15 protein-coding genes and 1 pseudogene are annotated in these 16,563 nt (G+C 49.6%); 4 read left to right on the top strand and 12 right to left on the bottom strand.

Features of this window, described 5'->3' with window-relative positions:
* Nucleotides 1–20: 20 nt before the first annotated feature.
* From hprK to MHI43_RS18340, 5 genes are all read right to left on the bottom strand, one after another.
* On the bottom strand, nt 21–938 hold the full coding sequence (gene hprK / locus MHI43_RS18320; protein WP_015735808.1) for an HPr(Ser) kinase/phosphatase: 918 nt from the start codon (nt 936–938) through the stop codon (nt 21–23).
* A 112-nt stretch (nt 939–1,050) separates the two neighbouring features.
* On the bottom strand, nt 1,051–2,424 hold the full coding sequence (locus MHI43_RS18325; RefSeq protein ID WP_051425312.1) for a PD40 domain-containing protein: 1,374 nt from the start codon (nt 2,422–2,424) through the stop codon (nt 1,051–1,053).
* 126 nt (nt 2,425–2,550) lie between these two features.
* Nucleotides 2,551–2,880 (bottom strand): chaperone CsaA, encoded by a 330-nt coding sequence (gene csaA, locus MHI43_RS18330; protein ID WP_036660811.1) that lies wholly within the window; start codon nt 2,878–2,880, stop codon nt 2,551–2,553.
* Between the two features lie 174 nt (nt 2,881–3,054).
* Nucleotides 3,055–3,930, bottom strand: a complete 876-nt coding sequence (locus MHI43_RS18335; RefSeq protein WP_036660812.1) for an arylamine N-acetyltransferase — start codon at nt 3,928–3,930, stop codon at nt 3,055–3,057.
* A gap of 108 nt (nt 3,931–4,038) precedes the next feature.
* The gene (locus MHI43_RS18340; RefSeq protein WP_036660813.1) at nt 4,039–5,463 is read right to left on the bottom strand and encodes a PLP-dependent aminotransferase family protein; all 1,425 of its coding nucleotides are present in this window, start codon (nt 5,461–5,463) and stop codon (nt 4,039–4,041) included.
* Between the two features lie 256 nt (nt 5,464–5,719).
* Between MHI43_RS18340 and MHI43_RS18345 the strand changes: the two genes are divergently transcribed.
* The gene (locus MHI43_RS18345; protein WP_235201667.1) at nt 5,720–6,244 is read left to right on the top strand and encodes a thioredoxin family protein; all 525 of its coding nucleotides are present in this window, start codon (nt 5,720–5,722) and stop codon (nt 6,242–6,244) included.
* A gap of 257 nt (nt 6,245–6,501) precedes the next feature.
* Entirely contained in the window at nt 6,502–7,434 is a 933-nt protein-coding gene (locus MHI43_RS18350; RefSeq protein WP_036660815.1) for an L-lactate dehydrogenase, read from the top strand.
* A gap of 82 nt (nt 7,435–7,516) precedes the next feature.
* On the opposite strand, the gene MHI43_RS18355 is transcribed toward MHI43_RS18350, so the two are convergent.
* On the bottom strand, nt 7,517–8,110 hold the full coding sequence (locus MHI43_RS18355) for a LysE family transporter (RefSeq protein ID WP_036660816.1): 594 nt from the start codon (nt 8,108–8,110) through the stop codon (nt 7,517–7,519).
* Nucleotides 8,111–8,238: 128 nt separating this feature from the next.
* Here MHI43_RS18355 and MHI43_RS18360 point away from each other — a divergent pair, with 128 nt between their 5' ends.
* Nucleotides 8,239–8,796 (top strand): XRE family transcriptional regulator, encoded by a 558-nt coding sequence (locus MHI43_RS18360; protein WP_036660817.1) that lies wholly within the window; start codon nt 8,239–8,241, stop codon nt 8,794–8,796.
* Nucleotides 8,797–8,875: 79 nt separating this feature from the next.
* Here MHI43_RS18360 and MHI43_RS18365 read toward each other — a convergent pair whose 3' ends face one another.
* The 6 genes from MHI43_RS18365 to MHI43_RS18390 form a co-directional block, all read right to left on the bottom strand.
* Complete coding sequence (locus MHI43_RS18365) at nt 8,876–9,652, bottom strand: ABC transporter permease (RefSeq protein WP_036660818.1); 777 nt, start codon at nt 9,650–9,652, stop codon at nt 8,876–8,878.
* 15 nt (nt 9,653–9,667) lie between these two features.
* A complete protein-coding gene (locus MHI43_RS18370; RefSeq protein ID WP_186326465.1) occupies nt 9,668–10,450 on the bottom strand; it encodes an ABC transporter ATP-binding protein in 783 nt (260 codons plus the stop codon).
* 13 nt (nt 10,451–10,463) lie between these two features.
* Nucleotides 10,464–11,474 carry an ABC transporter substrate-binding protein gene (locus MHI43_RS18375; protein ID WP_036660821.1) on the bottom strand — a complete coding sequence of 337 codons (1,011 nt, stop codon included), beginning with the start codon at nt 11,472–11,474 and terminating at the stop codon, nt 10,464–10,466.
* Complete coding sequence (locus MHI43_RS18380; RefSeq protein WP_036660822.1) at nt 11,467–12,921, bottom strand: aryl-sulfate sulfotransferase; 1,455 nt, start codon at nt 12,919–12,921, stop codon at nt 11,467–11,469. The genes MHI43_RS18375 and MHI43_RS18380 overlap by 8 nt, the downstream gene beginning before the upstream one ends.
* Before the next feature lie 27 nt (nt 12,922–12,948).
* The gene (locus tag MHI43_RS18385) at nt 12,949–13,491 is read right to left on the bottom strand and encodes a MarR family winged helix-turn-helix transcriptional regulator (protein WP_015735821.1); all 543 of its coding nucleotides are present in this window, start codon (nt 13,489–13,491) and stop codon (nt 12,949–12,951) included.
* A gap of 504 nt (nt 13,492–13,995) precedes the next feature.
* Nucleotides 13,996–14,979, bottom strand: a complete 984-nt coding sequence (locus tag MHI43_RS18390; RefSeq protein WP_036660823.1) for a glycoside hydrolase family 5 protein — start codon at nt 14,977–14,979, stop codon at nt 13,996–13,998.
* A gap of 271 nt (nt 14,980–15,250) precedes the next feature.
* Between MHI43_RS18390 and MHI43_RS18395 the strand changes: the two are divergent.
* Nucleotides 15,251–16,449: pseudogene (locus tag MHI43_RS18395) on the top strand (AGE family epimerase/isomerase).
* Nucleotides 16,450–16,563: the final 114 nt, after the last annotated feature.

The raw sequence follows: 16,563 nt of genomic DNA on the forward strand, positions 1-16,563 counted from the left end.
GGCGGAAAGTCGTTTAAGCCTCACGATTGCATCTCGTTTTCGATTCGTTTCATAAAGTCTTCGGCCGCACTGTAGCCGAGTTGTTTAAGATACCAATTGTTGGCCGCCGCCTCGATCAGACTTGCTACGTCGCGCCCCGGCTGTAGCTGAACCTCGATATGAGGAATTTGGATGCCTAGATATTCCGTAAATTGAGGCACGGCCTCCAGCTCGTTGTTTAGGGAATTTTCACGCCAAGGCACCAATTCAATGTCGAGCACGATTCGTGTCTCATCTTGAAAAGCCGTGCGCCCGTATTGACGCACCACATTGATCAACCCGATGCTTCGCAGCGCGAGAAACTCTCGGGTTGTCTCATTATGCGTTCCAAGAAGAGTCGAAGGGCCTAGCTTTTTTAGCACCACGATATCGTCCGCCACAAACCGGTGGCCCCGCCGGATAAGGGTGTGGGCCGTTTCGCTTTTGCCAATGCCGGATTTGCCCCGGAGCAGGATTCCAATGCCGGATACATTCACGCATACCGCATGGATCGATATCTCCGGAGCCAGCGTCTTCACCAAATAACTGTTCAACTTGGCAATAAACTCCGTTGTCGTCTCGGTTGTCCGCAATAACGGGATTCCTTCCTGATTGCAGAATAGAGTCAGATAAGGGATCTCCTGCTGTCCTGAGGTGACAATAAAGCACGGCGGGTGATATTTGACGATATTCCCGATATGCAGTTTGCGTTCTTCTATGCTAAGCGTCAATAAATAATTAATCTCTTTACGGCCGAGCACCTGCACTCGCTCCATCGGGAAAAAATCGAAATACCCGACAAACTCCAGACCCGGTCTGTGCGTCTGCGCACGGGTAATCATTCGATCCATGCGATTGGCGCCTGCAAGCACTTCCAAATGAAATAACTCCGTAAGACTTTGAACGGTGATCGACTTCATGTTGTTCTCCTCCTGCGGCTATAAGTGTTCCTGAAAAGGCCTGATCATTATTGCAGCATTCGGATATATTCAACGGCCGAGGGGTACTTTCCTGCAACTCATTGCTCAAACGCTAGATGAACGACAGCCTCGCGCCGATTTGACCGATATGGTTAACGTCTGCCCACAAGATGAAATAAGCGTAGAACATATCCCCAATTTGGACAGGGCTCGGATATCTCACAATAAGGGCTGCTTGGTTATTCATCTCCGTTGGCTGGTCAGCTGACGGATAAATGAAGCACGCTTCTTGATTTTGTATCATAGCAGGGACAATCCTTGGAGAAGAACCGTAAGGCATTAATGGATGAAAAGCTTCGGAGCTGCATACATCGGCAATCCGGTCGCCAGACGAAATCGCGGATACCTGGAAGAAACCGTCGAAGCCCTCGTATCTCTCTTCACTGACCGGCCGCCAATTTGCGGGATACGGGAAGGACACCCGGTATACAAGGCTTGTGAACATGCTTTTCGGAACCTTCCTGCCACCTGGGGACCACTGCAAGGCAGTAATCCTGCCTCCGCTAACGACGTGCATCGGTATCTGTTCCCTGATATCGACGATCCAAAGCTGACTAGCGAATTCTTCAGCAGTGCACCCGGACAAATAGGCGATTTGGGCACCGTCCGGCGACCAATCGACGGGTGTGGCGAAACAGTTGGAAACTGCAACCGTCCTTTGATCCTGACCGGTACGGCTGTCAATCTGGATGAGCGAATAGTAATTTGGCTCGCTGTAGGCTGTTGCGCTGTAAGCGATGCTTTTAGAATCAGGAGACCACACGGGAAAATAGTTTTTCGCGAGTGGGCCGCCTTCCAATGCATAGATGGTGCCGTTTGCCAAATCCACCGTCGAAATCATGGAGATGCTTGCTCCAGGGGATGTATACAGCGCGAAGGTTCCATCCGGGGAAATCCGAACGTCGTGGAGCGGTCCGTCCGTTAGATGTGTGATTTGTCTCCGTTCCGTGCCATCGGTCCGAATGCGGTAGAGCTGCGTAACGCCGGCAGAATCTGGAGACGCAAAGAGAAGCTCCATGCCCGAAGGGAACCACTGGGCATCCCTTGCCCCGGTCTGCGGGATGGAATAGCTTCGATGTGAGGCCGTATCATAAATGACGATCCGATCATTCTTGACATACGCCAAAGACCGGCTATCGGGAGACCAGTCCAGCAGCGTGTACGGTTCGATCTGATCAATTCTGGCTACAGTGAACGATACGGTATCCAGCACATGGACCACATGGCCGATACCGATGAATGCGATACTCCTCCGGTCGGGCGACCAATAGGGAACCGAAAATTCCGCGCCGAGCCCTTGAGTAAGTTGAAAATCAAAACCGTCCTGAGGGCGGTACAGCCATATGTCGAACGATCCGCCGCGGTTCGATGTGTAGGCAATCCACTCTGGAACGATACCATGAGAAACAGTTTGCAAGGCCAACATCCTCTCTTGAATCATCTGATACTTCAGATATATTCAAAGGAGAACGGTTAGGCGACCGTCCCGGAACGCAATTATGAGCAGAGCTTCACCATAAAACCGAAGCCTGGGTCGGTAAATGGAATAAGCTTAAGCGATGGGCGTTCCATTCGGCAGATCGAAATCCGGCTTCAGAAGCACCACGTCCCCCTGCTCCGGTACGCCGCCGAGCACAAGCACCTCAGATTGATAGCCGGCAATGCGCCTAGGCGGGAAATTGACGATGGCCACGACTTGGTTTCCTACAACGCTATCCGCGTCATACCGATTCGTAATCTGCGCACTTGTACGCTTGATCCCGAGCGGGCCGAAATCAATCTTCATTTTAATGGCGGGAATGCGCGCTTCCGGGAAGGGCTCTGCTTCCACGACCGTCCCGACGCGAATATCCAGCTTGGTAAAATCATCGATGGTTGCCATGCATTTAACTCCTTACAGGTAGGTTATGGAACATGTTCATGTGCTTCGCGACATGAAATTTAAGTACCATCTTACCACCTGGGGTTGCAGGCATTCAAGAGACAGATTGGTTTAGAACGTTCTTTGACGAAGGAGATCAGCTTAGGTGTCACACGAGATGCCGGACTGGCCCCTCTAAGATCGTTGATCTTCCACAAGCCTCAGCCAATTCTGATGCTGCTTGCACACCTTTGCCCAAATCTGATCCCGTTCTAAAGTGGAGTAGTTGACGAGCGGCTCGTAAAATACGTCCGCCAGGATCTCGAACCACTCCGATTTCGACGAGACCTCTTCGGTGTCCAGCATGCTGCCGTTCCATTTTCTCCAAATGCAGCCTTTGAGCTCGTTCATGCCCACATCGTGCCGCTGCCTGACAACCAATAGATCCATCCATGGGGATTCCGGCGATCGGCTGTAAAAATCATGATTTGTTTTAAATAATTCCAAGCTGCTTACAACCTCAGGCGCATAATCTACCCCTACATAGGAATATTGGGGATCATGAATCAACCGCCAGCCCTGATCCGTTATGGCGGACGGCTCAAGCACATACGTGAACGGCCCCTGTTCATATTTCCCGAATTTCAATGGGATCGGCTCCCATGGCATATCCCCGAGACCGACGTCGACAAGCCAAGACTCTTCTTCCCCAAGATCTTCGTTCATGAGGCTGACCGTTAACCCAAGATGGAAGCCGTTAATCCGTGGCTCTTGTCCTAACGGTTGTACGCCGGCCTTATGCCAACTAACCGCATACCCCAAGGCTCGAAGAAGAGCGGTAAAAGCTCCATTCAAATGAAAACAATAACCGCTTCGTTGATGGATCAGCAGTTGTACCGAATTTTGGATATCCAAGGGAGTCGGTTTCCCGGCAAAAATATCCAGGGTCTGCCAAGGAATTCTTGCCACGTGCGCTTGATGCAGCTCGAATAAATATTCCTTTATCGGAGCCTTGATTTCGGATATGCCTAATCGGTTCAAATACGCCTTTACCTCGCTATGCGTGATCATAAATACCTGCTCTCCTTCTCCTGTTTTAGCTTATCATAACTAACAAATTGACCTGCATGGAATGGTCAGTTTGTTGGTGTTATAAAAGACAGGAGGGTTCCCGAGTAGTTAGTTCATGTTCCAGGCTTTTTGCAGCAGCCGAATGCCCGTTTCCATTTCGGACGCATTCAAGCTGGCAAATCCCAAGTAGATCCTCGGGTACTGTCCAGCGTCTTGACGCTGGTTTATCCACGTCTTCCGCAAGTCGTATACTTTCACGCCGGCTTTCGCAGCCTCCTGAATCAATTCCTCCGAGGTAGCTTCTTTTTTGACGAGCAGTTGAAGGTGAAGCCCGGCATTCTGACCGGTAATTTCAACATACTTGCCCAGATGAGTTTCAATCAGCTCGATCAACCGGTGATGTCTTTTCTTGTACAGGTTACGAACTTTGCGAATATGGCGGAACCAATGTCCCTGTTCGAAAAAAGCGGTCATCGCCCACTGCTCCACACGCGATGGAGCAAAAAACACCTCCTGCTGCATTTGGGTCAACTGATGCTGCAATGCCTGTGGAAGAACCAGATAGTTCATTCGCAGTGCGGGGGTGAGCACTTTCGAGAAGGTGCCGGCGTAAATCACCCGTCCTTTATCGTCCAATCCTTGCAGCGAAGCAATCGGCTTGCCCTGGTAGCGAAACTCGCCGTCGTAATCATCCTCGATGATGTATGCATGTTTAGCATTCGCCCACTCCAGCAATCGTTCCCGCTCCGGATACGGCATAATGCTTCCCGTCGGGAATTGGTGAGATGGCGTTACGTACACGAGCTCAGCATGACTCTGCTCCAATCGGTCAAGCGAGATCCCCTTATCGCCAAGCGATATCGGAAGAATCTCGCAGCCATTCAGCTGAAATTGATCCCGTACCAGGCTGTAACCCGGTTCCTCAACGGCAACATGCTTCATCCCTTTCAGCATCCTGGAGAGAAGGCCTATGCTATATGCCGTTCCGGCACCAATTACAATTTGATCCGGCGTTGAATTGACTCCTCTGGAATTCCGCAAATATTCCGAAACTACGCGCCGAAGGGCGTATTCACCTTGTGGATCCCCATACAATCCGATCTCGAATAAATGGTGGTCCAGCGCTTCCTTGAGCATTTTATTCCAAATTCGTACCGGAAAGGCAGCTTGATCTAATCGGGTTGGATTGAAATCGATGACATTGGGATTGGTGTGCGCATGGGAACGCATGACTGACATCGCGGTCATGGATGGCGGCTGTTGATGCTGTTGGGAGCATGAGAATTCCTTGTAGGGATTTATGACATAAAGCCCCGACCTCGGTTTGCTGATCACATACCCTTCTGCCGTCAGCATCTGATAAGCCGTCTCGATCGGCGTCTTGCTTATATTGAGCTGAAGCTGGAGGGATCGTACGGATGGCAATCGTTGCCCGTCTGGAATTGCGCCATTTCGAATACCCTCACGAAGTTGAAGGTATAACTGCTGATATAGCGGAAACTCGCTTTGCTCGGGTAGAAGGATATCAAACAAAATGGACCACCTCAGGCTTTTTTTAATATGAATTCAAGACCCACATTCTCAATCTGACTTGCATAAACAGCTCCAAAGTGACCATTTCTATGTGGTCAAATATATTCTAAGCTAGCTATAGGCTGAATGTACACTAAAACTACCTGTTCAGTACGAAAGGACGAATGAGCCAATGACAACGCTTATCCATCTTCGGCACAAAATAGGGCAAGGCATATCCCCCCGTCAATTTATGGAGGGCATGAGGAGCCTGGAAATGAAACTGAGCCGAATCCCCAATACAAAGGAACAGTTAAAGCAAGTCTATGACCGCTTTCAATGGGACGACCCAGAAATTCAACGGTTCTTCGCTGAACGTAACGAGCGTGGCCAACTGCACTGCCTTATCCTCTGTACGGATTGGTGTCCGGATGTGATCTGGAATGTTCCCGTCTTGTTCCGGGTAATGGAATACAGCCGCATACCGACCGAAGTGCTCATCATGGAAGAGCATCTGGAAACGATGGATCTCTTTCTTACGGGCGGTGGCCGCGCTCAACCGATCGCTCTCTTCCTTAATGCGGCAACCGGCGCGGTTCTTGGACAATGGGGCGCACGACCGGCATACATCCAAAACGTCATGGACGAGTTCAAAAGAAAACACGCTGATAAACAAGCCGATTCATATCAGGAACAATTGGATCAGGTCTACACAAGGATCGGTGAACTCTACCATGACGGGAACGATTACCGGAAGGTCATGCTTCAGGAGCTAAAGGAGCGGTTTACTTCATTCGCATGAAATGGAATCGCACTGACTGCGGTTCGACTTCGACATCTAGGACATATACAAGGTAACGTGCGATCAAAACCTTCTAAAGTGAGCATGAACGTAACTTAACTCACACTCCCACTGCTTAAATCTTCCTGAATATGTTATCATTACTATCGAAAGCGCCTAATGGAGTTGTTGTGTATACAACGGCTTATTAGGGTAAGTAATTAGAAGCTTTCCATGTATAGGAATTCATTAACTGAGTGCAAGGGAGAGAAACATGGATGACAAAAAATGAAGCTCAGCGCCCGTCCCGCGTCGTGATCATCGGTACAGGCGCTGTAGGAGCAACGACTGCGTACACCTTATTCTTGCGGGAAAGAGTATCTGAACTGGTATTGATCGATGCCAACCATGACAAGGCTCTTGGCGAAGCCTTGGATATGAACCACGGCCTCCCTTTTGCCGGCGGGGTGAAACTTTGGGCTGGAGATTACAGCGATTGCAAGGATGCAGACATCATTGTCATTGCCGCAGGCTCCAACCAAAGACCGGGCGAGACGCGAATCGATTTATTGAAGCGGAATACGGCCATATTTGACGATATTATTCAAAATATCGTGAAATACAACGATCACGGCATCATTCTCGTGGCTACGAATCCGGTTGATATTCTGTCTTACGTCACATTGAAAAAGAGCGGCTTCCCGGTTAATCGGGTAATCGGTTCCGGTACCCTGCTCGACAGCGCCCGCTTCCGTTATTTGATCGGGCAAAACAAAGGCATCAATCCGCGCAGCATTCACGCCCATATCGTCGGCGAACACGGCGATTCCGAGCTGCCGCTCTGGAGCATCGCCAACATTGCCGGTATCGGGATCGATCTGACGGACGAGGAAAGAGAAGATATCTTTGATCGTACCAAGAACGCCGCATATGAAATCATCAACGCCAAAGGCTCCACTTCCTATGCTATCGCATTGGCGCTTGACCGGATCATCGTCTCCATTTTGCAAAACGAGGGTTCCGTTCTCAATGTGTCCACGCTGCTTACAGACTACCATGGCGTGTCCGACGTATATCTAGGGGTGCCTTGCGTGGTTGACCGCACCGGCGTGCGGGAAATTCTCAGCCTTGAGTTTAACGACGAGGAATTGGCCCAATTCCATGCTTCCGCTAACAAACTGAAAGAACAGATTTCCAAAATCTTCGAATAACCCAAACAAGGCTTTCCGGATGAACGTTCCGGAAAGCCTTGTTTTATTTGGCATGGCATCCGTACACGACGAGGCCCGCTTGCTATCCATTCGCTGCATAAATTGAGAATGCGCTGTATATCAGAAGCAGTCCCATACATACATTGAAGATGCGCTCATATCGGGACAACAGGTTCTGGAACAGCGAACCGCATAGCGCCCAGGTCATATTGGCGCAAATGCCAACGATGGTGAGCAGTATCGAGAATAATAACAGCTGCACATGGGTTGCTGCAATTGGCATCACGAAGGTCGATACGGCCGTAATCCCGTATAAAATGACCTTCGGATTCATGAATTGAAATATGAATCCGAACGTAAAGCTGTTAAATCCGCCTGGCTTATCATCTGCATCCCCCTGCGGCCTGCTTCGCATGATTTTTACGGCAAGATAAATCATATACAGGAAACCGATCATATTCATAACCGATCGAATCTTCGGGATGTATTGATACATTGCCAAGTTGAAGTAGCTGGACAGCAGCATAATGATCAAACACCCGGCTGCAACCCCGCCGATAAAGCGCATCGTTGCTCGAAAACCGTAACTTCGTGCGTTGGTCATCGAAATAATGTTGTTGGGACCGGGCGTAAATGAAGCTACAATGGCATAGGTCAACAGCGGAAGGATAAACAAACTCTTAACTCCTTTCTTGTTTGTATGTTATAGTGATTGTAATCGGTCGTTATAGCGACCGTGCGTTATCATTATACATTATGTATGTTATAGCGCACAATATGTACAGTATAGAGGTGAACCATCATTTGAAGCCCATCAATCTGATATTGGCGAACAATTTAAAGATGCTCAGGGAGCAGAGAAAGCTCAGTTTGGATAAAGTCGCGGAAATGACCGGCATCAGCAAGACGATGCTGGGTCAGATTGAACGCGGGGAATCGAGCCCCTCCATAACCACCGTCTGGAAGATCGCCAACGGATTAAAGCTTTCTTTTTCGTCGTTGATCAATGAGCCGCATTCCGGTACCGTCGTGGTATCACGGGAAGAGGTGCAGGCACTGGTTGAGGATAACGGCCGGATTCGAATTTTCCCGTATTTCCCGTATGAAGACGGGCGGCGCTTCGAGATGTATTCATTAGAAATGGAACATGGCGGTTATTTAAGTGCAGAGGCCCATATCGAGGGTACGGAAGAGTTTATTACCGTTTTCGATGGTGAGGTCACCATTCGTGTCGATCATGAGGAATATACGGTAAAGCAAGGTGAATCCATCCGCTTCAAGGCAGACAAGCCACATGTCTATCATAATTCGGGTAATACCCTGAACCGGTTAAGCATGGTGATCCATTATTCCGGATCATGATGTCGATGGAAGAACAGCAACGGCACCCTTTTCATGAAGGGTACCGTTGCTGTTTTGAAACTGTTGTATTATTAACGTTTTACCGACGCAGCGAATTTGCGCTGACCACCCCATACCGGGACAGCAGCTTGCGGCCGAGCAGACCCACGGCCCGGTCTGTCAGGAATCCCATCAACCCCAGGCAGATCAAGCCGACAAATATCCAATCTGTACGGAAGAACAATCGTGAATTCCATATAAGATAACCAACGCCTTCATTGGATGCAATCATCTCGGCCCCGATAATCGCCATGAACGAGGTTCCCATGGCAAGCCGAATGCCGGTGAACATGAAGGGGACGGTTGCAGGAATGACGACATGCAGCACAATCTGCCATTCGGACGCCCCCATGCTGCGGGCGGAGCGGATCTTATCCTCCTCAACGGATAAAACGCCCGTCAGCGTATTCAAGACCACGATGAAGAAGGTTGCATACAGAATAAGCATGATCTTCGATGTCTCCCCGATGCCGAACCAGACCAGAAACAGGGTTATGAACGCAATCGGAGGAATGAACCGAATGAAATTGAGGAAAGGCTCGGCGAAAGCACGGATCGGTCCGACCTTCCCAATCATGATTCCGACCGGGATCGCTAGCAGACTGCCAAACGTCCAGCCAAGCAGCACGCGGTACGAACTGATTCCGATATATTGAATCAAGGTGCCGTCCATCAACAATTCGTATCCGCCCTTTGCCGTATAGACAGGACCGGGCAGAATTTCCGGGCCATACGCAAGGGACAGCAGATGCCAGACGCCAAGTCCTACCATCCATAACAGGATATGCAGGGACCATTTTTTAAGATGATTGCTCACGGGAACGCCTCCTCACTACTCGTCAAAATGCGATTGGATTTGGTTGTACAGGGCATGGAAGGCCGGGTCTGACAAATCTCTCGGGTATGCAAGCGGCACCTCATAGATATCCGTTATTCTTGAGGAAGGTCCTGCAGACATAATGCCGATGCGTCCTCCCAGCAGAAGTGCCTCCTGAATATCGTGCGTCACGAAGATGACGGTTTTGTCCGTATCCTGCCATATGCGAACCAATTCCCTTTGCATCGTGCGTCTTGTCATCGCGTCCAATGCGCCGAACGGTTCATCCATCAGCAGGATCGAGGGATCATTGGACAACACCCGTGCCAGCTGTACCCGTTGTTTCATGCCGCCAGACAGTTCGCGCGGATATTTGCTTTCATGTCCCGCAAGGCCCACGAGCTCAATAAATTCGCCGGATATCTCCCTTCTCTTCTCAGCTGGCATCCGTTTCATGCGGAGGCCGAACTCCACATTCTCCCTAACCGTCAACCACGGAAACAAGGATGAGTCGGCTTGCTGAAATACGACGGCACGATCCTGGCCGGGGCGCTCCACTTCCTTTTCCCCTACCCTTACTTGACCTGATGTCTTGGAGACGAAGCCGGCGATCAGACTGAGCAGCGTCGACTTCCCGCACCCGCTCGGTCCCAGCAGGACGAAGAACTCCCCGCCTTTAACCGCCAGGTTGACGTCCTGGATAATATAATGTAAACCGCCTGCCGATGCTGATGCCTGCGTGTAACTTTTATTCAGCTGCTCAATATGGATTTCATTCTGCCTTGACGCTGCTCTCATTTTCATCATCTCCTTACTTCAAATCAATGACTCGATCCGGGAAGGCTGTTCTTACCAAATCCAGATTCAATTTATCATTCAGCTCGAAATCCTTCTCGATGATACCGTTAGCGACCATGTATTCCTTCTGTCCCCGCAATCCCGCATAGGCTTTGTCCGTAAATCCAATGCTCCATGGATTCTTCGGCAGATCCTTTAAGGTCGCTTCCTTCGGCTGCTTGACTTCTTCGTACATCAAATCCGCTGCTTCCTCCGGATGGGCTTGAGCATAAGCCGACGCTTCATCCAGCGCTTTCAGAAGCGCTACGAATCCTTCCTTGTTGCTGTTGATTAATTCATTTGAAGCGATCAAACCGGTGCCAAGCCTTACCGGCGTCTTCGACATATCCGATAGCTCTCTGGCTTCGGCAAGGGCACCGAACTTTTCGTTCAGCACTGCGCCATATACCCATGCGGCGTCAATTTCGCCTTTTTTCAGCGCCACGTAGGCCTCGTCGAAGCCTCCTTGCCCGATCAGCTCCACATCCGACAATGCAACCCCGTTATCGGCGAGATAAACATCCCACAGATAGGGAATGAATGTGCCTCTGGAGAAACTCAATTTCTTGCCCTTGAGATCGGCAGCGCTGGCGATCTCTTTACGGACGAACAGTTTCCATTCGCTTGCGCTCAAATCCGTGGCTGTTCCGGTTGAGGCGAATATAGAGTAATCGCCTTTGCTAACAGCATTCAGGAGTGGGAAGTCTGCACCGAATGCAACATCCACCTGCTTAATAAACAAGGAGTTCACGCCTTCGGCCGGCGTTGCGAAGTTGACCAGCTCGGCATCAATCCCGTGTTTGTCGAAGATCCCCTTGCTCTTAGCTATACGAAACACCGTATTCGTGGAAATATCGGCGATTTTCAATTGAAATTTACTCTCTTGACTGTCACCGCTGGCCTTACCGCATCCGCTAAGCAAACTCATTGCCAGCGTCGATATCAGAAACCAAGCATGCCATCGTTTCAAATAAGGTCTACGCATCGCGATCCCTTTCTTTCTGCGTTATTTCATCGGTCCTGGCCACGCATAACGCCCCCTCCCCATAGGAGATCGTGCCTTCTACTTCCACGGTCGTAACGGCACCTCTCGGTGCGGCACCTGGCAGGCGGTAATCTGCCACATCAAGCGGAGCAATCTCGGTCTCTATGGGCAATTCAAGCTGTGGCACCCATTCATAAGGAACCCGGTATGCGCGGTAGACCATATTGGAGTTGCGGATATTTTTATAAGGCGATATATATTCCCATACCAGTTCAAATTCTCTTGTCACCTCGAATATTCGGCCGTCGGCCCCTTCGGTAATCAAGGTATTGCCGTTGGGCAGACGCTGTGCTGAGCTGATATACGGACTGTAGAAGCGGTAAGAGTCCAGCGGAGCCTGAAAGCCGGCCTCCGTGGGCGTATACTGCCATTCAATCTCTAAGGTTACGGGATTGATTTCCAGAATTCGCGAATGGTCGCGCCGCGCTATTTTCAAGCCATCTGCCGCTTCCGGATTCGGCTTTCCGTATCCGCCCCAGCCGCCGTTGTCGAAGATCAGAATATTGCCTTCGCCCGGAAGTCCCTTCGGTATGAGGTGAGCATGATGCTGGCCGATAATCCAGCCAATATGCTTCGTTTCCTCCGTGGAATAGTCGGGGCCAAGCTTCCAGACAATGTTCCCGGTTTTTTTATCGATGATGGCAATAATGTTCGTTTCCCGTGCATCCCAGATGATATTATCGGGATGGAAGCGTTCGTCCCCCGCATCATAAAACCGGTTAGGACCAAGCACAGATACCGAGTTAATATGCATCCAATCGCCGGCATGGGCTCCGAAGCCGCGGGTATTCGGATCACGGGATAACGCTAGCTTCGCGTCCTCATCAAACCCGAGTTCATCAAAGTGATCGCTAACCGCCCATTCCCAAATGACATTGCCTTCCCAATCCACTTCGATGATCGTATCGTCCAACAGTTCGATGTCGGAAATTTCGGGACGCTTCACATTTTTGTGAGCAAGAATAAGCGTATTGCCGGAATCTACCTTCGGATCCTGCCCGGGTACATAATAACCGACGGGATTGCCCTCCCGCTGGTAATCATGATGCTGGCGAGCCATCCATTGTGCCGGATGACCCGGGTCCTCTATGTATTCATAACGATCGAATTTCCAGACGATATTGCCTTCCCAGTCGACCTGTACCAGATTGGTTTCATCCTGAAACCCGTATTTCGGATCGCGCTCTGAGGTGCTCCCAAGCACATAACCTCCGGGAAAGAGCTTGTTCGGAAATCCCCGAAGCCCTTTCCATAAGTGAACCTCCCTGCCGTTCATGTCAATCAGGAGGGCGCCGGTATCCGCGGCTTGATAAATCGTGTAGCCGCTCCACGCCTTCCCCGGCTGAAATACGGTTGTACCCGTTGGATAAATCGTTGGATGTCCCATCGTTCAACTTCCTTTCTGATATGAATTTTAGTAAGAAATGAATTTGTTCGAGCGTTTCAGCGAGCCTGGATTGCTTTGATCAATTGCTGCCGGCGTATCGAAAGATGGGCGGGGCGGCCGAAGCACGAAATCCGAGAAGCCCTCCAGATGATCGTTCAACCGTTCAAAATAATGGATCAGATCCCGCAGCTCCTCATGCGAGAATATTCCGAATATTCGTTCGATCGAACGCCCGCCTATGTATTCGTTACGCTTCACCATTTCTCTTCCAGCATCCGTGATGTCCAGCACAATCGATCTCCGATCGCTCTCGCTCCGTCTTCTCACCGCGAACCCGCAAGCCTCAAGTTTATCGCACAAGGCCGTTACCGCTCCGGACGTAAAATCGAGCTGTTCCGCAAGCTCCCCAAGCTTCTGCTCCCCATCCCGCAATATGGTGTTCAGGATCAACAAACCTGGCAGCGATACGCCTTCTATCGAGATTTTGTCACGCTCCTTGACAAATCTCCGCACCATTTTGCGAAAATGCCAATCCGCCTCTTCCATTAATGCCCAATCCGCTTCTTCCATGCCGCTCCTTCCTGTGGAACGATAGCCTCAGACTCCAAGCCATAATCCGTAACGATGTCCGGAAAATACAGAAAGACTCCCATTTCCCCTTCCGTTAAAATAACGAAATCGAGTAAACAGGAGCCTTTGGTAGACCAATCGGCTGATATATCGTTCAATACTAAGATAATGAATAATCATTTAATGAGGACTGAATGAATTTGCTTGTGGCTAGATTAAACCAATTAATACCACCTGTCAAGTAGGAATTAAATATATATTTAAACCATCAAAACAAAACCCCGCACTAGATGCAGGTTTCTCCAAAGCCAAGCATATTGATATTGCATAAAGGTTGTTCCTCTTCTTTGTCGATAGGTCTCGAAGAGGATGCAAGAATAGGCTGCATGTCGATTCAGAAAATCCTATAGAAAAAAGCCGTCGAGACAGTTCCTCGACAGCCTGCATGCATCCATATGTTTGAGCTTGCTGTTAACATGCAATCTCATCTACCTTAACCCGATTTTAATAAATGCCCGCTTTCTTGGAGGTTTGCTGAATCCCGTCGGTTCCATGAACCACCGTGTTTCCCCAGCCGGTCAGGTTTCCGCTTGGCCCTACAGCCAGATCCAGATCGTTCAGCTCCGGGCTGTTTCCGTACCAGGACCAAGCCAGCCAGCCCACTTCCTTCTGCTGTCCGTACTTCATAATAGCAATCTCATCGACATCTGCGCCTTGATGATAGCCGCCGAACTCCCTAATGATTAAAGGCAATCCTTTGTTTAAAACATCGTCCATTTTCGTTTTCACCGTAGCGGCATCCTTACCGGCATACTCATACATATGGATGGAGAATACCGTATTCTTCAGTTGATCGGAAGCAAATACAGCGGCTCCCTCATCCACGATGGATTGCGGGTATTGCCCCCATCCGGCTGCATCAACGATCAACGTATTCTTAATGCCCGCGTTTCTTAATTTGGGAATGGCCTGCTTATAACCATCGGCCCATCCGCTGCTGTTCCAATTTCCATACCATTCATTGGCAATATTGACGATGACGCGGTCTTCTTTTCCGATCAATGCCCCTTTGATGCTGATCCAATAGTCGACGGCCGCTTCAAGGGAAGCATACTCATCTTTGCCTGTCGCATCATGCACCTCCAGAACGGCTATCATTTGATGCTGCGACACCAGCGAGATGATACTGTTGACGGCGTTCAGGTCATCCTTGATCCATTGCGACCCGTTCGACAAGACGACTCGTACGGTATTGGCTCCCGTTTGCGCGATAGCCGGAACAGCCGCGTTCAGATCATTCTTGTACCAGGTGTGGGGATGATTTACACCCCTCATCACAAAGGCTTTGCCCGTTGAATCATACAACTTGGTACCGTTTACATAAAATCCTGTGGCTGCTTCTGGTCTGGGAAGTCCACCGCCTACTGACACAAATGCCAAGATCGCGACTAGAATAGACTTCCATCCCTGCATCCATATCAACATCATCTTCCTCCTTCTGGATTCATATCATTTGATTTCTAGCCTCGACACTAGATGATGAATCAAAACCGAAGTGTTTAGAGTGTTCTTAAAGGCCGATAATATATAGGTAATCGTTTAAGTAATAATTCGAATTTTATATGCCTAGCCTTCACCTGTCAATGGTGTATGCATGTTTATAATAATGTTGCGTGCAAAAGATTTCGTTGACATCGAACGATGCTCTTTCTTAAAATATTTTCTAAGGTTAACGATAACTTAATAACGGAGGATTTATATGACAATGACTTTACATACCCTGGGTTCTGAAATCCGAAAAGAATGGCTGGAGCATATCCTGCCTTTTTGGGGAGGATTGAAGGACGAAACCAACGGCGGGTTTTACGGCCAAGTGAACGCCGATTTAAAGATCGATGAACAAGCAGCCAAAGGCGGGATTGCCTGTTCAGAATTTTATGGAGCTTTAGCGCAGCCTATCGGACGACGGGGCACGAAATCTACGCAGAGTATGCCAGGCATGCCTTTCAATTTCTCGCGCGCCACCTCATTGATCGCCAATATGGCGGACTGTATTGGATGGTAGATTACAAGGGAGTCCCGACAGATACGAGGAAACATATCTACAATCAAGCGTTCGCCGTATATGCATTAAGCGAATACCACCGCGCTTCCGGGAACCAAGAGGCATTGGATCTGGCCAAAGATCTGTACCGTCTGATCGAGAGTAAGGGGTATGATGCGAAACGGCAGGCCTACAAGGAAGAGTTCGACCGGGAGTGGAACGAGCAGCCCAACGAAATGCTTAGCGGCAACGGCGTGGTCGCGCATATCACGATGAATACGCATATTCACGTCCTGGAAGCTTACTCCACGCTTTATCGGGCTTGGCCCGAGGCGGTGGTCCGAGAATCGCTTCATAACCTGCTGTCCATTCTGTACCATCATATTTTCGATGCTGATCGGAGACGTTTAGGGGTGTTTTTTGACAAGGATTGGAACCCGCTCGTGGATGTCACTTCATTTGGCCATGATATTGAGGCCAGCTGGTTGATGAATGAGGCGCTTGATGTCATCAGAAGCACGAATCCGGATTATAAGCGCATGGTTCTGGACTTGGCGTATGCCGTTTCTGAACGGGCCGTGCAGCAGGATGGTTCGCTCATGAATGAGCAAGAAGGCTCACATCTGGATACCTCCAGAATCTGGTGGGTCCAGGCTGAGGCTATGGTCGGTTTTTTCAATGCCTATCAGCGTACGGGAGATATTCAATTTCTTGAACAGGTCTTCAGAATGTGGAATTATACGAAAAAAAATATTATCGATTCCCGCCCGGGCAGCGAATGGTTTTGGTCCGTCAATGAGAACGGACGGCCGGATCAGCACGAGATGGCCGGACCATGGAAATGTCCGTATCATAACAGTCGATTTTGCTTGGAAATCTTAAATCGAATCGAACATGTAAGCAGCAAGCTCTAACAGAATAACAATCAGAAATGCGCCTTCGCCTTTATTTGTCTCAGACGAGCAGGTATACTGTACTTGGATCATGGAATGATTGCATACATACTCGGACAGATGGTCTACTTCGAC

The organism is Paenibacillus sp. FSL H8-0457 (genome assembly GCF_038051935.1).
Lineage (GTDB): Bacteria > Bacillota > Bacilli > Paenibacillales > Paenibacillaceae > Paenibacillus_AQ > Paenibacillus_AQ lautus_A.